This window comes from Streptomyces laculatispora (genome assembly GCF_017353455.1).
GTDB lineage: Bacteria > Actinomycetota > Actinomycetes > Streptomycetales > Streptomycetaceae > Streptomyces > Streptomyces laculatispora.
The window spans coordinates 23,379-40,636 of the sequence record NZ_JAFMPZ010000505.1; the positions used below are offsets into that span (position 1 = coordinate 23,379).

20 protein-coding genes, 3 tRNA genes and 1 pseudogene are annotated in these 17,258 nt (G+C 70.4%); 5 read left to right on the forward strand and 19 right to left on the reverse strand.

Annotated elements, in window-relative coordinates:
• Positions 1 to 30 precede the first annotated feature (30 nt).
• The 6 genes and pseudogenes from J1C73_RS26110 to J1C73_RS26135 all read right to left on the reverse strand — a co-directional run bounded on the left by J1C73_RS26110 (position 31) and on the right by J1C73_RS26135 (position 2,118).
• On the reverse strand, positions 31 to 588 hold the full coding sequence (locus J1C73_RS26110; protein WP_207318553.1) for a TetR/AcrR family transcriptional regulator: 558 nt from the start codon (positions 586 to 588) through the stop codon (positions 31 to 33).
• Positions 589 to 707: 119 nt separating this feature from the next.
• Positions 708 to 1,118, reverse strand: a pseudogene (locus J1C73_RS26115) (MaoC family dehydratase); the annotation flags it as partial.
• Complete coding sequence (locus tag J1C73_RS26120) at positions 1,118 to 1,570, reverse strand: MaoC family dehydratase N-terminal domain-containing protein (protein WP_207318540.1); 453 nt, start codon at positions 1,568 to 1,570, stop codon at positions 1,118 to 1,120. The gene J1C73_RS26120 and the pseudogene J1C73_RS26115, both read right to left, overlap by 1 nt.
• Before the next feature lie 102 nt (positions 1,571 to 1,672).
• Positions 1,673 to 1,837, reverse strand: a complete 165-nt coding sequence (gene rpmG / locus J1C73_RS26125; protein WP_003956487.1) for a 50S ribosomal protein L33 — start codon at positions 1,835 to 1,837, stop codon at positions 1,673 to 1,675.
• Between the two features lie 89 nt (positions 1,838 to 1,926).
• Positions 1,927 to 1,999: transfer RNA gene (locus J1C73_RS26130), tRNA-Met, on the reverse strand.
• Between the two features lie 46 nt (positions 2,000 to 2,045).
• Positions 2,046 to 2,118 (reverse strand) — tRNA-Thr (locus J1C73_RS26135).
• 286 nt (positions 2,119 to 2,404) lie between these two features.
• On the opposite strand from J1C73_RS26135, the gene J1C73_RS26140 reads away from it, so the two are divergent.
• Positions 2,405 to 3,682 carry an amidohydrolase family protein gene (locus tag J1C73_RS26140; RefSeq protein ID WP_207318541.1) on the forward strand — a complete coding sequence of 426 codons (1,278 nt, stop codon included), beginning with the start codon at positions 2,405 to 2,407 and terminating at the stop codon, positions 3,680 to 3,682.
• 36 nt (positions 3,683 to 3,718) lie between these two features.
• Positions 3,719 to 4,375: an SDR family oxidoreductase gene (locus tag J1C73_RS26145; protein ID WP_207318542.1), complete on the forward strand. Its 657-nt coding sequence runs from the start codon at positions 3,719 to 3,721 to the stop codon at positions 4,373 to 4,375.
• 35 nt (positions 4,376 to 4,410) lie between these two features.
• Here J1C73_RS26145 and J1C73_RS26150 read toward each other — a convergent pair whose 3' ends face one another.
• Both J1C73_RS26150 and J1C73_RS26155 read right to left on the reverse strand, forming a co-directional pair.
• The gene (locus J1C73_RS26150) at positions 4,411 to 4,860 is read right to left on the reverse strand and encodes a 2-thiouracil desulfurase family protein (protein WP_207318543.1); all 450 of its coding nucleotides are present in this window, start codon (positions 4,858 to 4,860) and stop codon (positions 4,411 to 4,413) included.
• Between the two features lie 62 nt (positions 4,861 to 4,922).
• Positions 4,923 to 5,004, reverse strand: a tRNA-Tyr gene (locus J1C73_RS26155).
• Positions 5,005 to 5,219: 215 nt separating this feature from the next.
• On the opposite strand from J1C73_RS26155, the gene J1C73_RS26160 reads away from it, so the two are divergent.
• The 3 genes from J1C73_RS26160 to J1C73_RS26170 all read left to right on the forward strand — a co-directional run bounded on the left by J1C73_RS26160 (position 5,220) and on the right by J1C73_RS26170 (position 7,030).
• The gene (locus J1C73_RS26160; protein ID WP_123461029.1) at positions 5,220 to 5,708 is read left to right on the forward strand and encodes a YajQ family cyclic di-GMP-binding protein; all 489 of its coding nucleotides are present in this window, start codon (positions 5,220 to 5,222) and stop codon (positions 5,706 to 5,708) included.
• A gap of 150 nt (positions 5,709 to 5,858) precedes the next feature.
• Positions 5,859 to 6,371, forward strand: a complete 513-nt coding sequence (locus J1C73_RS26165) for a methylated-DNA--[protein]-cysteine S-methyltransferase (protein ID WP_207318544.1) — start codon at positions 5,859 to 5,861, stop codon at positions 6,369 to 6,371.
• Positions 6,371 to 7,030 carry an alpha-ketoglutarate-dependent dioxygenase AlkB family protein gene (locus J1C73_RS26170; RefSeq protein WP_207318545.1) on the forward strand — a complete coding sequence of 220 codons (660 nt, stop codon included), beginning with the start codon at positions 6,371 to 6,373 and terminating at the stop codon, positions 7,028 to 7,030. The genes J1C73_RS26165 and J1C73_RS26170 overlap by 1 nt, the downstream gene beginning before the upstream one ends.
• Positions 7,031 to 7,044: 14 nt before the next feature.
• Here J1C73_RS26170 and J1C73_RS26175 read toward each other — a convergent pair whose 3' ends face one another.
• The 11 genes from J1C73_RS26175 to J1C73_RS26225 all read right to left on the reverse strand — a co-directional run bounded on the left by J1C73_RS26175 (position 7,045) and on the right by J1C73_RS26225 (position 17,241).
• Positions 7,045 to 7,317, reverse strand: coding sequence for a GlsB/YeaQ/YmgE family stress response membrane protein (locus J1C73_RS26175; protein ID WP_207318546.1), 273 nt, complete (start codon positions 7,315 to 7,317; stop codon positions 7,045 to 7,047).
• A 120-nt stretch (positions 7,318 to 7,437) separates the two neighbouring features.
• Positions 7,438 to 7,830 (reverse strand): YccF domain-containing protein, encoded by a 393-nt coding sequence (locus J1C73_RS26180; protein WP_123461025.1) that lies wholly within the window; start codon positions 7,828 to 7,830, stop codon positions 7,438 to 7,440.
• The gene (htpX, locus tag J1C73_RS26185) at positions 7,827 to 8,690 is read right to left on the reverse strand and encodes a zinc metalloprotease HtpX (protein ID WP_207318547.1); all 864 of its coding nucleotides are present in this window, start codon (positions 8,688 to 8,690) and stop codon (positions 7,827 to 7,829) included. Before htpX ends, J1C73_RS26180 begins: the two co-directional genes overlap by 4 nt.
• 197 nt (positions 8,691 to 8,887) lie before the next feature.
• Positions 8,888 to 9,352 carry a large conductance mechanosensitive channel protein MscL gene (mscL, locus tag J1C73_RS26190; RefSeq protein WP_207318548.1) on the reverse strand — a complete coding sequence of 155 codons (465 nt, stop codon included), beginning with the start codon at positions 9,350 to 9,352 and terminating at the stop codon, positions 8,888 to 8,890.
• Positions 9,353 to 9,497: 145 nt separating this feature from the next.
• A complete protein-coding gene (locus J1C73_RS26195; protein ID WP_207318549.1) occupies positions 9,498 to 11,021 on the reverse strand; it encodes an NADH-quinone oxidoreductase subunit N in 1,524 nt (507 codons plus the stop codon).
• Positions 11,018 to 12,568, reverse strand: a complete 1,551-nt coding sequence (locus J1C73_RS26200; protein WP_207318554.1) for a complex I subunit 4 family protein — start codon at positions 12,566 to 12,568, stop codon at positions 11,018 to 11,020. The genes J1C73_RS26195 and J1C73_RS26200 overlap by 4 nt, the downstream gene beginning before the upstream one ends.
• Positions 12,569 to 12,595: 27 nt before the next feature.
• On the reverse strand, positions 12,596 to 14,596 hold the full coding sequence (locus J1C73_RS26205; RefSeq protein ID WP_207318550.1) for an NADH-quinone oxidoreductase subunit 5 family protein: 2,001 nt from the start codon (positions 14,594 to 14,596) through the stop codon (positions 12,596 to 12,598).
• On the reverse strand, positions 14,593 to 15,042 hold the full coding sequence (nuoK, locus tag J1C73_RS26210) for an NADH-quinone oxidoreductase subunit NuoK (protein ID WP_207318551.1): 450 nt from the start codon (positions 15,040 to 15,042) through the stop codon (positions 14,593 to 14,595). The genes J1C73_RS26205 and nuoK overlap by 4 nt, the downstream gene beginning before the upstream one ends.
• Positions 15,042 to 15,590, reverse strand: coding sequence for an NADH-quinone oxidoreductase subunit J family protein (locus tag J1C73_RS26215; protein WP_207318555.1), 549 nt, complete (start codon positions 15,588 to 15,590; stop codon positions 15,042 to 15,044). Before J1C73_RS26215 ends, nuoK begins: the two co-directional genes overlap by 1 nt.
• A 50-nt stretch (positions 15,591 to 15,640) precedes the next feature.
• Positions 15,641 to 16,273 carry a NuoI/complex I 23 kDa subunit family protein gene (locus J1C73_RS26220; RefSeq protein WP_207318552.1) on the reverse strand — a complete coding sequence of 211 codons (633 nt, stop codon included), beginning with the start codon at positions 16,271 to 16,273 and terminating at the stop codon, positions 15,641 to 15,643.
• Positions 16,273 to 17,241 (reverse strand): complex I subunit 1/NuoH family protein, encoded by a 969-nt coding sequence (locus J1C73_RS26225; protein ID WP_207318556.1) that lies wholly within the window; start codon positions 17,239 to 17,241, stop codon positions 16,273 to 16,275. Before J1C73_RS26225 ends, J1C73_RS26220 begins: the two co-directional genes overlap by 1 nt.
• Positions 17,242 to 17,258: the final 17 nt, after the last annotated feature.

Here is a 17,258-nt window from a genome sequence, read left to right on the forward strand (position 1 = left end):
GAAAATCGGGCCGAACCCGGGCCGTGCCGGTCAGCCCGTCGGCTTGGCCGTCGGCTTGGCCGATTCGTAGAACCTGGCCCAGATCCGGTGGCCGGCCGGAAAGCCGAGCGAGGCCAGGGTGTTGACGAGCATTCCGTACGCGAGAAACGTGGTCGCCTCGTCGGCGTCGCCGAGCGTGAGGGCGATGTCGTCGAACATCTGCAGCCATCCGGCCCGCAGCGTCTCACCGAACTCGTGGTCGTCGGCGGCCTCGGCCGCCGCGACGGCCGCGTACATCTGCATCTGCATCAGCAGCCGGTCCGGGTCATCGACGATCAGGCGCTGATAAGCCGCGGCCATGGCATGCAGCGCGTCATCACCCTTGAGGCCGTCGGCGGCCTCGGCGAAGACTCCGCGGGTGTCCGCCAGGCACCGCTCGGCGGCCGCGATGAACATGGCCTGCTTGTTGGGGAAGAGCCGGAAGAGATACGGCTGCGAGACGCCCACCCGTCTGGCGATCACCTCGGTGGACGTGCCGTTGTACCCGCCGCGGGCGAACTCGGTGATCGCCGCGCGGATGACGCTTTCGCGTCGCTCGTCCGCACTCATCCTTGCCATGCGACTAAGTTAGTACTCAATCACTAACCTAGTCAACCCGGACGCCCGCACCGCTCATCGGCGCTGCCGCCACCGCTCGTGGCTGCCACCGCCCTCACCCATGCGCGGGGGGCGCGGGACATGCCCAGCACCTTCTTGCCGTCGCACATGGCCGTCAGGTCGACGCGCACCCGCTTGTCGTCCAGCAGGGCGGCCACCTTGCCGCTGACGTCGATCAGGGCGCCCTTGTCGTCGTTCGGCACGACGACCGGCTTGGTGAACCGCACCCCGTACTCGACGACCGCACCGGGATCGCCGGCCCAGTCCGTGACCACCCGGATCGCCTCGGCCATCGTGAACATGCCGTGCGCGATCACGTCCGGCAGCCCGACCTCGCGGGCGAACTTCTCGTTCCAGTGGATCGGGTTGAAGTCGCCGGAGGCTCCCGCGTACTGCACCAGCGTCGCCCGGGTGACCGGGAACGACTGCGCCGGCAGCTCCGTACCGACCTCGACCGACCCGAAAGTCACCTTCGCCGTCATCACGCCTCCTCGGCGGCGCGCGCCACCAGCTTCGTCCACGCCGTCACGACATGCTCCCCGGACGCGTCGTGGACCTCGCCACGGACGTCCAGGATGTCGTTGCCCGCCAGGGACTTGACCGCCTCGATGGTCGACGTGACCGTCAGCCGGTCCCCCGCCCGCACCGGGCGGGTGTACACGAACTTCTGATCGCCGTGCACCACCCGGCTGTAGTCCAGGCCCAGCTGCGGGTCCTGCACGACCTGCCCCGCGGCCTTGAAGGTGATCGAGAACACGAACGTCGGCGGCGCGATCACATCGCCGTGACCGAGCGCCCTGGCCGCCTCGGGATCGACGTACGCCGGATTGGCGTCGCCGACCGCCTCGGCGAACTCCCGGATCTTCTCCCGGCCGACCTCGTAAGGCGCGGTGGGCGGATAGGTCCGCCCCACGAAGGACTGGTCGAGCGCCATGAGCTCGCAACCTCCTGATGAAAGACGAATGGGCCGAAGTACAGCCCTATACAACGACACGAGGCCGCCCCCAACGGGGACGGCCTCGTGTACGAGCCTGATTCAGCGCGTTTCGCGGTGCGCAGTGTGCGAGTTGCAGCGCGGGCAATGCTTCTTCATCTCAAGACGGTCCGGGTTGTTACGCCGGTTCTTCTTGGTGATGTAGTTCCGCTCCTTGCACTCCACGCAGGCCAGCGTGATCTTCGGGCGGACGTCGGTGGCAGCCACGTGAGTGCTCCTTGGACGGACGGTGGACGGATGAACGCAAAAAAAGAGTAGCCGATCGGAGGACCGACCCCACAATCGGCTACTGTTAGTAGCGGTGACCGGACTTGAACCGGTGACACAGCGATTATGAGCCGCTTGCTCTACCGACTGAGCTACACCGCTTTGATGAGTGAGTCCCCCCGCCGAAGCGGGGTTTCCCGATCACCAGAGCCCCAATGCGGAATCGAACCGCAGACCTTCTCCTTACCATGGAGACGCTCTACCGACTGAGCTATTGGGGCGAGCGATGAAGACATTACACGCTCGGTCGCCGATCGCCCAAATCCGTTTCGAAGCCCCATCCCGAGCCCTTGATCGGCGCCGCTCCGAACCCTTGATCAGCCGCTCGTCCGGCACTTGATCAGCGGTTCGGCAGCCACCGGACCACCCCTCCCGGTACGTGCGCCCAGGTCCCGCGCACCTCACCGGACGGCACCGGTACGACTATTCAGCTCCTCCTCGAACCCGACACATCACACCCCTAGGCTCGACTCACTCTGCGTGACCCTGTCCCCTCTCTGGAGCGCAATGCCCGACAGCCGGCCGCGGCCGCCAGACGACCACACCGCCGACGCGGCCAACGGCCGGGAGAGCTCCGCGCTGACGCTCTGCGGTGCCCGTCTCGCCGATGGCCGCATCGTGGACGTACGGCTCGGCGGCAGCCGTATCGAGGCCGTCGGCACCGCCGGCAGCCTCTCCGCACCGTGCGCCCGCATCGATCTGCGCGGCCACCTCCTGCTGCCCGCGCCTGCCGAGCCGCACGCCCACAGCGACACCGCGCTCACCGCCGACGGCACCGGACCCGGCGCGCCCGGACCGGCCTCGCAACTCCCCGAGGACGTCCAGCGACGCGCCACCGAGGCCGCGTTGCTGCAACTCGGCCACGGCGCGACGGCGCTGCGCTCACACGTACGGATCGGCGGCGTGCAGGGCCTCGGCGCCCTCGAAGCCGTCCTCCAGGCGCGCCGCTCGCTGCGCGGGCTCGCCGATCTGACACCGGTCGCCGTCCCCCGGCTGCTCACCGGTGTCGCGGGCGCCGACGGCCTGGCCATGCTCCGCGACGCGGTGAAGATGGGGGCGGGCGCGGTCGGCGGCTGCCCCGACCTCGACCCGGACCCGACGGGGTACGTGGAAGCAGTCCTGGAGATCGCCGCCGAGCACGGCTGCCCCGTCGACCTGCACACGGACAGTGACGACCCGGCCCGGCTGGCCCGGCTCGCGGCCATGGCGGGCGGGCTGCGCCAAGGTGTCGCCATCGGCCCCTGCGCGGGTCTCTCGCGGCTCACCCGGGAGACCGCGGGCCGCGCCGCCGACCAGCTCGCCGCGTCCGGGGTGACGGTGATCTGTCTGCCCCAGGGCGGCTGCTGCGGAGTGGAGCGCCGGGGCACCGCCCCCGTACGGCTGCTGCGCGCGGCCGGGGTCCGGGTCGCGGCGGGCAGCGGGTCGCTGCGTGACCTCGCCAACCCGGTGGGGCGCGGCGATCCGCTGGAGGCCGCCTTCCTGCTGGCCTCGCAGAGCGGGCTGCGGGCCGAGCACGCCTACGAGGCGGTGTCCACGGAGGCCAGGCGCGTGCTGGGACTGCCCGAGGTACGGATCGAGGCGGGCTTCCCGGCCGAGCTGCTCGCCGTGCGCGGCGAGCAGCTCACCGGGGTGCTCTCACTGGCGTACAGCCGGATCGTGGTGCACCGCGGCCGGGTGGTGGCCCGGACCAGCGCGGTGCGCGAGTACTGCGACTCCGAGACGGGCGGCGGGCCCGGACTCCCCCGCCAGGGGCGATCGGAATCCAGTCCCGGCGGCGGGGCTTGAGCGCGCCGCGGCGTGGTCCGGCGTACGGTCGTGACCATGCGCATTGTCATCGCAGGTGGACATGGTCAGATCGCGCTGCGGCTGGAGCGGCTGCTCGCTGCACGCGGGGATGAGGCGGTGGGGATCATCCGCGATCCCGGACAGCGTGACGCCCTCCGGGCGGTCGGCGCGGAACCGGTGGTCCTGGATCTGGAATCGGCCACCGTGGAGGAGACCGCGGAGGTGCTGCGCGGCGCCGACGCGGTGGTCTTCGCGGCCGGTGCGGGCCCCAACAGCGGCGCGGACCGCAAGGACACGGTGGACCGCGGGGCCGCGGTGCTCTTCGCGGACGCCGCGGAACGGGCGGGGGTGCGGCGTTACGTCGTGGTCTCGTCCATGGGCGCCGACCCCGACCACCCCGGCGACGAAGTGTTCGACGCGTACCTGCGGGCCAAGGGTGCGGCGGACGCGTACGTACGCTCCAGGACGGCGCTCGACTGGACGATCCTGCGCCCCGGCATGCTGACCAACGACGCGGGCACCGGCCAGGTGCTGCTCGCCGCGTCGACCGGCCGCGGCCCGGTGCCGCGCGACGACGTGGCGGCAGCGCTCCTGGAGCTGCTGGACACCCCCGCGACGGCGGGCCTGACGCTGGAGCTCACCTCGGGCAAGGTGCCGGTGATGGTCGCGGTGAAGGACGTCGCGGGGAACTGACCAAGGCGCCGGGGGCGGCGGACCCGCCGCCCCGGTCAGCCGCCCGGTGCCGGGCGTACGGTGATGCCGTGCCGCTCCAGCAGGGCCGCGGTGACCCCGTCACCGTCGCGCAGCTCGCCGGTGAACGTGCCGTCATAAACCCTGCCCCGCCCGCACGAAGGGCTGCGGGCCATCAGCAGCGCCTCCGTGCAGCCGGCCCTGCGTGCCGCCTCCAGGGCCCGCTCTGCGCCCTCCAGGAAGGCCTCGGTGACATCGAGCCCGGTGTCGTCCACGACGCGTGCACGGCCGTCCAGCACGTCGTGGCCGTCGCCGCCGATGATCTCGGCGGGACGGCGGGGCGTGGACAGCCCGGCGGCGACCTCGGGGCAGAAGGACACGGGCCGGCGGTCGCCGATGGCCGCGGCCGTCTCCGAAGAGGCCTTGCCCCGGCCGTCGAAGCGGCACGGCACGCCTTGCAGACAGGCACTGACCAGCACGGATTCCATGTTCACGCCCCTCGCGACATAACAGAGTAAGGCCCCCGTCCGAGGACGAGGGCCTTGCTTTGTGGCGGCGCCAGGGTTCGAACCTGGGTAGGCTGAGCCGGCAGATTTACAGTCTGCTCCCTTTGGCCACTCGGGCACACCGCCAAGGGATGTTGCCGTGAGGACCGTCTCTCGACGGCGCTCTGTGGCAACGACGTAAACGATACCTGATGCCCAGGGGTGCTGTGCCACTGGATTGACCAGCGGCCCGAACGGGCTCGGGTGGCTAGGCTTTGGGGGGCGGCGTGGTGCCAGCGGGCCCCGCGGCCGCCCCGTGGACATTCCGTTTCCAGCACCCCCGATACAAGGAGCAACACGTCATGGCCGACTCCAGTTTCGACATCGTCTCGAAGGTCGAGCGGCAGGAGGTCGACAACGCCCTCAACCAGGCCGCCAAGGAAATCTCGCAGCGTTACGACTTCAAGGGCACCGGCGCCTCGATCTCCTGGTCCGGCGAGAAGATCCTCATGGAGGCGAGCGGCGAGGAGCGGGTCAAGGCGATCCTCGACATCTTCCAGTCCAAGCTGATCAAGCGCGGCATCTCGCTGAAGTCGCTGGACGCGGGCGAGCCCCAGCTGTCCGGCAAGGAGTACAAGCTCTTCGCCACCATCGAGGAGGGCATCTCCCAGGAGAACGCCAAGAAGGTCGCGAAGATCATTCGCGACGAGGGCCCCAAGGGCGTCAAGGCGCTGGTCCAGGGTGACGAGCTGCGGGTCAGCTCGAAGAGCCGGGACGACCTGCAGGCCGTTCAGGCGCTGCTGAAGGGCCAGGACTTCGACTTCGCCGTGCAGTTCGCGAACTACCGGTAGGACGCGGCGGTCCGGGCGCGGGGTGGAACATCCCGTTCCGCACCCGGACGTCATGTCCGAATACCGCCGGTCGCAGCGGTGCGGGCAACGCAGACTGGTCCGTGGCGGCCGATGATCCGGCTGTCGGCCGGACGAGGAGAGGGACGAGTCATGACCATGTACGCGACGGTCGACAGCCCACTGGGCGAACTGCTGCTGGTCGGCGAGCAGGCCGCGGGACCGGCCGGCGACGCGGTCGCGCTCGTCTCGCTCTCCCTGCCGGGCCAGAAGGGCGCGGCGGTCGTCCAGGACGGCTGGAGCTGCGAGCCCGCGGCCTTCGCGGGAATCGCCGCGCAGCTGCGGGAGTACTTCGAGGGGCGGCGGACCCGCTTCGACATCGCCCTGGCGGACGGCCGGGGCACCGCATTCCAGCGCCGGGTATGGGCCGCGCTGGACGACGTCCCCTACGGGGAGACGGTGTCGTACGGGCAGATCGCCGAGCGGGTCGGTGCCTCCGGGGCGGGGGTACGGGCCGTGGGCACGGCGATCGGGCGCAATCCGCTGCTGGTCGTACGGCCGTGTCACCGGGTGATCGGCGCGGACGGGGCGCTGCGCGGCTACGCGGGCGGCCTGGAGCGCAAGGAGCGGCTTCTGGGGCTTGAGGGCGCCCTGGCGGTGAGCTGATGGCCGGGCTCTTCCCCAGGCCGCGGGCACAGGTCGCGCCGGGTGCCGTGCATGTCCCCGAGTGGCTGTCCGTGGAGCAGCAGCGGGAGTTGGTGACGGCCTGCCGGGAGTGGGCGCGCGGGCCCGTACCCCTGCGGCACACGGCGCTGCCGGGCGGCGGGGTGATGTCCGTACGGACTGTGTGCCTGGGGTGGCACTGGCAGCCGTACCGGTACACGCGTACGGCGGACGACGTGAACGGCGCACCGGTCGCCCCGTTTCCGGAGTGGCTCGGGGAGTTGGGGCGGGCGGCGCTGGTGGCGGCGTACGGGCAGGAGAGCCCGGTGCGGGCGTACGCGCCGGACACCGCGCTGATCAATTTCTATGACGACGCGGCGCGGATGGGCATGCACCAGGACAAGGAGGAGCGGTCCGGCGCCCCCGTGGTGTCGCTGAGCATCGGTGACACCTGTGTCTTCCGCTTCGGGAACACGGAGAACCGGGGAAGGCCCTGCACGGACGTGGAGCTGGCCTCGGGGGATCTGTTCGTCTTCGGCGGGCCGTCGCGTTTCGCGTTCCACGGGGTGCCGAGGATCCGCCCGGGTACGGCCGGTCCCGCGACAGGCATGAGCGGTGGTCGGCTCAATCTGACCCTGCGCGAGACCGGGCTGGGCGTCTGAGGAAAGGACGGGTCTCAGCGGCGTTCGCGGGAGTTCCCGAAGAACAGGCGGTAGATGATCAGCAGGACCAGCGATCCGCCGATGGCCGCGACCCAGGTCCCCGCGTCGAAGAAGTCCTTGGAGATCGGGCGGTCCAGGAACTTCGACGATATCCAGCCACCCAGGAAGGCGCCGACGATCCCGGTCAGGGTGGTCCCCACGAGGCCACCGGGGTCTCTGCCCGGCAGCAGAATCTTGGCGATGACGCCGGCAATCAGTCCGAGAATGATCCAGCCAATAATGCTCATGCGTGCGAACCTACCCGTCACTCGGTCTTGGAATCCAAGACGTTCGTGATGGTCGGCCGGTTGCGGTCCGCGGTGCGCGAACTGCGCGTATCCCGTTGTCCCGTCCGCCGCCCGGGGCTTCTACCAGCCGGCGAACGGTTCGTCGGTACTGACGATCTCCTTGCCGAAGGGCATCAGCGATACGGGGATCAGCTTGAAGTTCGCGATGCCCAGCGGGATGCCGATGATCGTGATGCACAGGGCGATTCCGGTGGTGATGTGCCCCAGCGCCAGCCACCAGCCGGCGAGGACCAGCCACAGGACGTTGCCCACGCAGGAGGGTGCGCCCGCGTCCCGGCGGTCGACGACACGGTGGCCGAAGGGCCAGAGGGCGTAGACGCCGATGCGGAAGGCCGCCAGGCCGAACGGGATACCGATGATCGTGATGCACAGCAGGAGGCCCGCGACGAGGTAGCCGAGGAACATCCAGAAGCCGCACAGGACCAGCCAAATGACGTTCAGAATCGTTTTCACGGGCGATGACCTGCCATCTGCTCGAGTCGGGCAATACGCTCCGCCATCGGCGGATGTGTCGAGAACATCTTGGACACACCCTGCCCCGGGCGGAAGGGATTCGCGATCATCATGTGGCTCGCGGTCTCGATCCTCGGCTCGGGCGGCAGGGGAAGCTGCTTCGTGCCGGCCTCCAGCTTCCGCAGGGCGCTCGCCAGGGCCAGCGGGTCACCGGTCAGCTGGGCGCCCGAGGCGTCCGCCTCGTACTCGCGGGAACGGCTGACGGCCAACTGGATGACGGAGGCGGCGAGCGGGCCCAGGATCATGATCAGCAACATGCCGAGGATGCCGGGGCCCTCGTCGTCGTTGGAGCGGCCGACCGGGATCAGCCAGGCGAAGTTGACCAGGAACATGATGACGGAGGCGAGGGCTCCGGCGACGGACGAGATCAGGATGTCGCGGTTGTAGACATGGCTGAGCTCATGGCCGAGGACACCGCGCAGCTCCCGTTCGTCCAGGATCTGGAGGATGCCATCGGTGCAGCAGACCGCGGCGTTGCGCGGGTTGCGGCCGGTCGCGAAGGCGTTGGGGGCCTGCGTCGGGGAGATGTAGAGCCGTGGCATGGGCTGGCGGGCGGCGGTGGAGAGCTCGCGGACCATGCGGTAGAGCTGGGGCGCCTCGAACTCGCTCACCGGGCGGGCGCGCATGGCGCGCAGCGCCAGCTTGTCGCTGTTCCAGTACGCGTAGGCGTTGGTGCCGACAGCTACCACGAGCGCGACGATCAGGCCGGTACGTCCGAAGAAGCTGCCGATGAGGATGATGAGTGCGGACAGGCCCCCGAGGAGTACGGCGGTTCTCAGCCCGTTGTGCCGGCGGTGCACGGTACGCCCTCCAAATGGTGCAAGCAGGGGAACCCTTTGCTTGGTGGTGCTCCACTGCCCAGTGGAGCCTCCCGTACTGGTCAACGCCAGGCGAGGAGAGCTAGTTCCCTTGTGCTCACGGCCGCGGGGCCCGGCCGGCTCCGGCTGTTCGCGCCGGAGCGGGCCGTAGGCCGTACGGGTGGAGGTGTGCGTCCGGGTCAGCGCTGGACGGGGAGTTTCGCGAGCGCCAGGGCCTCGGGGTCGGGCTCGACCTCGCTGGTGCAGTGGGCGCAGCGGGAGGCCACGGCCGGGATCTCCGTGTAGCAGCGGGGGCAGTCGCGCAGGGCTGCCTTGATGTCGGCCTTCTCCTCGTCCTTCTTGGCCGTGAAGCGGTTCTGGACCTTGGCCATGGGCACGACGACACAGAAGTAGAGGACCGCGGCGGTGATGAGGAAGGCGATCGCGGCGCTGACGAAGAGTCCGTAGGGGAACGTCACACCGTCGAACTTGAAATCGGCCTTGCTGAAGTCGCCGGTGCCGCGGGTGATGATGCCGATCAGCGGCACGATGAACGCGTTGCTGAACCCGGTGACGACTGCGGTGAACGCGGCTCCGACGGCGAGGCCGATCGCCATGGAGATCACGTTTCCGCGCAGGATGAAGTCCTTGAACCCGTTCAGCACTGCTCTGGCTCCTCTGTGATGTCAACGCCGAGTGCGTCATGTGCGGGCATGACCCTGCCCTGTGCGGGCTGCCGGGGGCAAGCCGATCTTGAAGCCGTCGGAACAGGCGCCGGAACAGCCGCCGGAACAGGCGTCAGAACAGGCGTCAGAACAGGTTGACGGCGGCGAACCTGAGGACGGTCTGGGGAGCGCCCGAGAGGGCGATACCGGCGGCGGCGGTGAGGACGATCGCGGCGGTCAGCGGGGCCGGGGTCCGGTGCCGGGTGGTGGGCCGCGGCTGCTCCGTACCGTCTTCCGCGGGACCGCGGAACAGGACGGCGGTCCACTGGAGGTAGTAGTAGAGCGCGATCACGACGTTGACGGCCATGACGACGGCGAGCCAGCCGAGTCCGGCGTCGACGGCCGAGGAGAAGACGGTGACCTTGGCGAAGAGGCCGATGATGCCCGGTGGCAGTCCGGCCAGGCAGAGCAGGAAGAAGCCCATCGTGAGGGCGGCCAGGGGGCGGGTGGCGTAGAGGTTGCGGTAGTCGGCGATGCGGTTGTGCGGGTGGGTGCGGGCGACCAGGGCGGCCACCGCGAAGGCGCCGAGGTTCACGACGGCGTACATCAGGGCGTACGCGACGGTGGAGCCGATCTGCCGGTCCCCGGCGTACGCGGCTGCGGCGATCGGCACCAGGAGGTAGCCGGCCTGGGCGACGGACGACCAGGCGAGGAGGCGTACGGCGCTGCGGGCGCGGGTGGCGCTCTGGCGCAGCGCGGCGACGTTGCCGATGGTCATGGTGAGCGCGGCGAGGACGGCGAGGGCGGGGCCCCAGACGTCCGCGTAGGAGGGGAAGGCGACCACGGTGACGAGGATGAGGCCGGAGAAGCCGACCGCCTTGCCGACGACCGAGAGGTAGGCGGCGACCGGCAGGGGTGCGCCGACGTAGGTGTCGGGGACCCAGAAGTGGAAGGGCGCCGCGGCCGTCTTGAAGGCGAAGCCGACGAGGGTGAGGGCGACGCCCGCCTGGGCGAGGACGGAGAGCTGTCCGGGGACGTCGTCGAGGCGGCCGGCGATCTCCGTGAGGTGGAGGGTGCCGGTCGCCGCGTAGACGAAGCTGACGCCGAGGAGCATCACGGCGGTCGCGACGACGGAGGACAGGAAGAACTTCAGCGCGGCCTCGGAGGAGCGCCGGTCGCCGCGCTTGATGCCGACGAGGGCGAACGCGGGCAGCGAGGCGACTTCGAGGGCGACGACGAGGGTGGCGAGGTCGCGGGCCGCGGGCAGCAGCGCGGCGCCCGCGGCGGAGGACAGCAGCAGGAACCAGAACTCGCCGGCCGGGAGCTTGCGGGTGTCGCCGATCGAGAGCAGCGCGGTGAGCAGGGCTCCGCCGAGTACGAGGACCTGGATGACGAGGGCGAAGTGGTCGGCGGTGTAGCTGCAGGCGCGGGTGCCGGTGGTGAGGCAGAAGGTGGAGCGGTCGCCGTCGCGCAGCGGGATGAGGAGGGCGAGGGCGGCGACGAGTCCGGCGACGGCCCCGTAGCCGAGGAGCGGTTTGCGTGCCCGGGGTACGAAGAGGTCGGCGACCAGGACGACGAGGGCGACGGCCGCGACGGTGACCGGGGGCGCGATGGCGAGCCAGTCGACGGACTGGACGAGGCTGGTGGTGCTCTCGGCCGCTGTGGTCACGACTTGCCTCCTGCGAGGAGCTTCTGCACGGCCGGGTCGGTGAGGCCGAGGAGGACGGCGGGCCACAGGCCGGCCAGGACGGTGAGGGCGGCGAGGGGGGTCCAGGCGGCGAACTCGTGGTGCTGGATGTCAGGGATGCGGCGCGGTACCTCGGGTTTGGCGCCCATGCAGACGCGGCGTACCAGGATGAGCATGTACGCGGCGGTGAGCAGGGTGCCGAACGCGGCGACCGACATGAAGGTCAGGAAGGCGGGCCGGCTCAGGCCGTCGGCCGGGTCGAAGGCGCCGAACAGCGCGAGCATCTCGCCCCAGAACCCGGCGAGGCCGGGCAGGCCCAGGGAGGCGATCGCGGTGAACGCGAGGAGGCCGCCGAGGCGGGGCGCGCTGCCGTAGAGCGCGGCGCCGGTGGCGCCGGAGAGGGTGTCGAGGTCGGCGGTGCCGTACCGGTCCTTGACCGCGCCGACCAGGAAGAACAGCAGGCCGGTGATGAGCCCGTGGGCGATGTTGGCGAAGAGCGCGCCGTTGACGCCGGTGGGGGTCATGCTCGCGATGCCGAGGAGTACGAAGCCCATGTGGCCGACGGAGGAGTACGCGATCAGGCGCTTCAGGTCGCCCTTGGCGCCGGGCCGGACGAGGGCCAGGCAGGCGAGCGATCCGTAGATGATGCCGGCGACCGCGAAGGCGGCGAGGTAGGGCGCGAAGGTGTGCATGCCGTCGGGGGCGATCGGGAGCAGGATCCGGACGAATCCGTACGTGCCCATCTTCAGCAGGACGCCCGCGAGCAGGACCGAGCCGACCGTGGGGGCGGCCGTGTGGGCGTCCGGGAGCCAGCTGTGCAGCGGCCACATCGGGGTCTTGACCGCGAGTCCGATCCCGATCGCGAGAACGGCGATGACCTGCACGGACGAGGTGAGGCCGCGGCCGTTGTCAGTGGCGAGTGCCACCATGTCGAAGGTGCCGCTCTTCAGTCCGATGAGGAGCAGGCCCAGCAGCATGACGACCGAGCCGAGCAGTGTGTAGAGGATGAACTTCCAGGCGGCCGCCTGCTTCTGCGCACCGCCCCAGCGGGCGATGAGGAAGTACATCGGGATGAGCACCATCTCGAACGCCAGGAAGAACAGCAGCAGATCGAGGACGGCGAAGGTCGCGAGGGTGCCGGACTCCAGGACGAGGATCAGTGCGACGAACGCCTTCGGGGAGGGGCCCGCGGGCATCTTGAAGTAGCTGTGGAGCGCGCAGAGGAAGGTCAGCAGCGCGGTCAGTACGAGGAGGGGGAGCGAGATGCCGTCGATGCCGAGATGGATGCGGACGTCGAGCGCCGGGATCCAGCTGATGTCGGTGGTGGCCTGCATCTTCGACGGGTGGTCGTGGTCGAAGCCGACGGCCAGCACGATCGCGGCGATGAGGATCACGCCGGTGACGGTCACGCCGTGGCGGAGCACGGCCTGGTCGGGGTTGCGGCCCTTCAGTCCGGGCGGGGCCGGGAGCAGGGCCGCGACGGCTCCGAGGAGCGGGACGACGACGATGAACGCCAGAAGGAACTGCATCACGGATGCGCTGATATCGAACACGGCTCACGACCCGGCGTTGACGTTGGCGAAGACGACGGCGGCGACCGCCAGGACCAGGGAACCGGCGAGCAGTGCGCTGAGGTAGGTCTGCACGTTGCCGGTCTGGGCACGGCGGACGGCGGTGCCGAGCCAGCGTGCGCCGGTGGCGGAGCCGCGTACGTAGGTGTCGACGACCTCGCGGTCCAGGAAGCGGACGAGGCTCGCCGCGGCCTGGACGGGGCGGACGAACAGCGCCGCGTAGACGGCGTCCAGGTGGAAGCCGGCGGCCGCGTGGTGGTGGAGCGGGCCGAGCAGCAGCCGGCCGGGGTCGGCCGGGTCGGGTGCGTCACCGGCGTCTCCGTAGGCGGCGGTGTGGCTCTCCATGGCCTCGACCTCGACGAGGGCGGGTTCCGCTTCGGGGTGGGCGACGACGGAGCCCATGGGGGTCCGGGCGGCCAGTGCCGTGGTGTGGCGCCAGGCCCCGTAGGTGACCAGGCCGCCGACGAGGCCGACGCCCGTGGAGAGGACGGCGGTGGTCAGCGACGGCGTGAGGCTGTGGCCGTCGAACCAGTCGCCGATCACGCCGACGGTGAGTCCGAAGGCGATGGTGGGGACGGCCAGGACCCAGAGGACCGAGGTCATGGCGACGGGCTGCCTGCCGTGGTCGGGGACCTCGGCGCCGCGGCCCCGGAAGGCGAGCAGCCAGAGGCGGGTGGCGTACGCGGCGGTGAGGACGGCGGCCAGGAGCCCGGCGACGAGGACGGTCCAGCCGGCGGCGGCCGGGGCGACGTGGCGGTCGCCGAGGGCGGTGTGCTCGGCGGCGACGAGGACGGCTTCCTTGGAGAAGAAGCCGGCGAACGGCGGGATGGCGGCCAGCGCGAGGAGCGCGACGGTCATCGTCCAGTAGGCGTCGGGGATGCGCTTGGCCAGGCCGCCCATGCGGGACATGGCGGCCAGCGAGTTGGTGCCGGCGGCGTGGATGACGACGCCCGCGGCGAGGAAGAGGACGGCTTTGAACGCACCGTGCGAGAGGAGGTGGAAGACGGCGGCGCCCCGGTCGCCGACGGCCAGGGCGCCGGACATGTAGCCGAGCTGGCCGATCGTGGAGTAGGCGAGGACACGCTTGATGTCGTCCTGGGCGAGGGCGGCGAATCCGGAGCCGATCATCGTGACGGCGGCCATGACGGCGAGGACGACGAGGGCGGCGCCCGAAGCGGCGAAGACGGGGAGCAGCCGGGCCACGAAGTAGATGCCGGCGGCGACCATCGTCGCGGCGTGGATCAGCGCGGAGACGGGGGTGGGGCCGGCCATCGCGTCGGGCAGCCAGGTGTGCAGGGGGAACTGCGCGGACTTGCCCGCGACACCGGCGAGGAGCAGCAGGGCGATCGCGGTGGGGTGGTCGAGGCCGCCGTGGGCGACGGAACCCAGGATGCCGGTGATGCGGAAGGTGCCCGTGTCGGCGGCGAGGGCGAACAGGCCGATGAGGAAGGGGACGTCGCCGAGCTTGGTGACCAGGAAGGCCTTGAGGGAGGCCGCGCGGGCCTCGGGCGTCTCCCAGTAGTGGCCGACCAGGAAGTACGAGCAGATGCCCATGATCTCCCAGCCGACCAGGAGCACCATCAGGTCGCCGGAGTAGACGACGAGCAGCATCGCGGAGGTGAAGAGGGAGACGAGAGCCGCGTAGGAGGGGTAGCGGGGGTCGTCGCGCAGGTAGGCGGTCGAGTAGATCTGCACGCAGCTCGCCACGAGGGCGACCAGGACCGCGACCAGGACCGCGAAGCCGTCGAGGTGCAGGGCGAGGTCGACCGGGACCGAGCCGGTGGGGGTGAGCTGGGTCGAGGCGTCGATGGCCCGGCCGCCGCCCTGGCGGGCCGCGACGACGGCCGCGATGACGAGGGAGGCGAGGGAGGGCAGTACCGCGAGCGGGCGGACGAAGCCCGGCGCGCTGCGTCCGAGCAGGAGTCCGGCCGCAGCTCCCAGGAACGGGAGGAGGGGGACGAGGACGGCGAGGGTCGTGGTGGTCACGGGGTGGCCTCTGCCTTCTTTGCCTTCCCTGCCGAAGCAGTGGCCTGGTCTTCGGTGCCGGTGCCGGAGGCAGTGGCTGTGCCGTCACCGTCGTCACCGTCGTCGCTGTCGTCGCCGTCCGGGACCGTCTCGGCCTCGTCGGTCTCGGCGGTGTCGCGGAGGCGGTCGACGTCGGAGCTGCCGCGGTTGCGGTACACGGCGAGGACGATGGCCAGGCCGATACCGATCTCCGCCGCCGCGATGGCGATGGTGAACAGGGTGAGGGCCTGGCCGGAGTGCAGGGCGTCGCGGAGCCAGATGTCGAAGGCGACCAGGTTGAGGTTGACGGCGTTGAGCATCAGCTCGACGGACATCAGGACCAGGATCGCGTTGCGGCGCGCGAGCACTCCGTAGAGCCCGGTGCAGAAGAGGAGGACGGCCAGCACGGCGGGATAGGCGAGGTGCATCAGCTCTTGTCCTCTCGGCCCTTGCGGGACAGGACGATCGCGCCGACGAGGGCGGCGAGCAGGAGAACGGAGAGCGCTTCGAAGGGGAGCACCCAGTGCCGGAAGAGGAAGGCGCCGGTGGCTTCGGTGGACCCCTGGGCCGGCCCGTCCAGCTCGATCCAGGTGGTGCGGAAGGCGTCCACGACGACCCAGACGAGGGTGCCGGCGGCGGCGACGGCCACCGCGAGGGCGGCCCAGCGGTTCTCCGAATCGGCGTCCGGTGAGCGGCCGATGGGGGCCCTGGTGAGCATCAGGCCGAACAGCAGGAGGACGACGACGGAACCGACGTAGATCAGTACCTGCACCCAGGCGATGAACTCGGCCGTGAGCAGGAGGTACTCGACGGCGAGGCCGCCGAGCGCCACGATCAGCCAGAGGGCCGCGTGCACCAGCTGCCTGGTCGTGACGGTGACGAGGGCCGCGCCGAGGGTGGCGATTCCGACCAGGACGAAGGCGATCTCGATACCGGTCGGGGAGAGGAAGCCTGAGTGGCTCTCGTTGACGGTGATGACGGGGCCGGAGGCGGCGCCGAGGGTGGCGGCGGTTGCGGCTGCGGTGATCACGCCTGGCCCTCCTCATCCGTCGGGGTGGGATCGGTCGGGAGAGGATCAGTCGGGGCAGGGTCCGTCGGGGCAGGCGGGGTGGCCGCGGCGGCGGCCTCCTGCTCGCGCTGGGTCCGGAGCTTCTCCGCCGTCTTGCGGGCGGCGGCGATCTCCTTCGGCTCCTCGGCCGCCGGATCGAGCGCCGGCGGCTCCGGCACCGTCCACATCCAGTCGCGGAGCTTGTCGCGCTCGTGGGTGAGTTCGAGGATGTCGGTCTCCGCGTACTCGAACTCCGGCGACCAGAAGAGCGCGTCGAACGGGCACACCTCGATGCAGATCCCGCAGTACATGCAGAGCGAGAAGTCGATGGCGAAGCGGTCCAGCACATTGCGGCTCCGCTCGCGTCCGCCCGGGGCCGCGGCGGGCACCGTCTCCTTGTGGGAGTCGATGTAGATGCACCAGTCGGGGCACTCACGGGCACAGAGCATGCAGACCGTGCAGTTCTCCTCGAACAGCGCGATGACGCCGCGGGAGCGGGGAGGCAGTTCGGGCTGCACGTCCGGGTACTGGGCGGTGACGGTCTTCTTCGTCATCGTCCGCAGGGTGACGGCGAGGCCCTTGGCCAGTCCTGCGCCGGGGATCGGGGGCACTAGTTGATCGCCACCTTCACGATGCCGGTGAGCGCGATCTGCGCGAGAGCGAGCGGGATGAGCGTGGTCCAGGCGATTTTCTGCAGCTGGTCCTCGCGGAGACGGGGATAGCTCACGCGCAGCCAGATCACGACGAAGGCGAGGACGGCGACCTTCAGGAGCGTCCAGACCCAGCCCAGTCCGTCGGCGCCCAGCGGGCCGTGCCAGCCACCGAGGAAGAGGACGGTGGTCAGTGCGCACAGCACGACGATGCCCGCGTACTCGGCGAGCAGGAACAGGGCGAAGCGAAGGCCGGTGTACTCGGTGTACGCACCGAAGATGATCTCCGAGTCCGCGACCGGCATGTCGAACGGCGGGCGCTGGAGTTCGGCAAGCCCGGCCACGAAGAAGACCAGGGCGCCGATGATCTGCCACGGCAGCCACCACCACTCGAAGGCATCGAGGATGCCGGGCAGCGAGACCGTGCCGGCCGCCATCGCCACCGAGGCGGCGGCCAGCAGCATCGGCAGCTCGTACGCGAGCAGCTGCGCGGCGGTACGGATGCCGCCGAGCAGCGAGAACTTGTTGGCCGATGCCCAGCCCGCCATGAGCGAGCCGAGCACGCCGATGCCCATCACGGCGAGCACGAAGAAGATGCCCGCGTCGATGACCTGGCCGACCGCGCCCTCGCCGGGCCCGATCGGGATGACGACGAGCACGAGCAGGTACGGGAGCAGCGCGACGGCGGGGGCGATCTGGAAGACGCGGCGGTCGGCCTCGGCCGGGACGATGTCTTCCTTCTGTACGAACTTCACGCCGTCCGCGACGAGCTGGGCCCAGCCGTGGAAGCCGCCGGCGTACATGGGGCCCAGGCGGCCCTGCATGTGGGCCATCACCTTGTGTTCGGCCTGGCCCACGACGAGGGGGACGACCATGAACACCGCGAACACGATGACGAGGCGGAGGGCGACGTCCAGTACATCGTTCACTCGGTATCGCCTCCGGC

Excerpts from the sequence above, each read along its gene's own strand:
- nuoK (WP_207318551.1), bottom strand. The coding sequence starts at position 15,042 with ATGCACCTCGCCTATCCCGCCGTGCTGGCCGTCCTCCTCTTCTGCACC.
- J1C73_RS26140 (WP_207318541.1), top strand. The coding sequence starts at position 2,405 with ATGCCCGACAGCCGGCCGCGGCCGCCAGACGACCACACCGCCGACGCG.
- J1C73_RS26160 (WP_123461029.1), top strand. The coding sequence starts at position 5,220 with ATGGCCGACTCCAGTTTCGACATCGTCTCGAAGGTCGAGCGGCAGGAG.
- J1C73_RS26110 (WP_207318553.1), bottom strand. The coding sequence starts at position 588 with ATGAGTGCGGACGAGCGACGCGAAAGCGTCATCCGCGCGGCGATCACC.
- J1C73_RS26165 (WP_207318544.1), top strand. The coding sequence starts at position 5,859 with ATGACCATGTACGCGACGGTCGACAGCCCACTGGGCGAACTGCTGCTG.
- J1C73_RS26170 (WP_207318545.1), top strand. The coding sequence starts at position 6,371 with ATGGCCGGGCTCTTCCCCAGGCCGCGGGCACAGGTCGCGCCGGGTGCC.
- J1C73_RS26200 (WP_207318554.1), bottom strand. The coding sequence starts at position 12,568 with ATGCAGTTCCTTCTGGCGTTCATCGTCGTCGTCCCGCTCCTCGGAGCC.
- J1C73_RS26150 (WP_207318543.1), bottom strand. The coding sequence starts at position 4,860 with ATGGAATCCGTGCTGGTCAGTGCCTGTCTGCAAGGCGTGCCGTGCCGC.
- J1C73_RS26175 (WP_207318546.1), bottom strand. The coding sequence starts at position 7,317 with ATGAGCATTATTGGCTGGATCATTCTCGGACTGATTGCCGGCGTCATC.
- J1C73_RS26145 (WP_207318542.1), top strand. The coding sequence starts at position 3,719 with ATGCGCATTGTCATCGCAGGTGGACATGGTCAGATCGCGCTGCGGCTG.
- J1C73_RS26120 (WP_207318540.1), bottom strand. The coding sequence starts at position 1,570 with ATGGCGCTCGACCAGTCCTTCGTGGGGCGGACCTATCCGCCCACCGCG.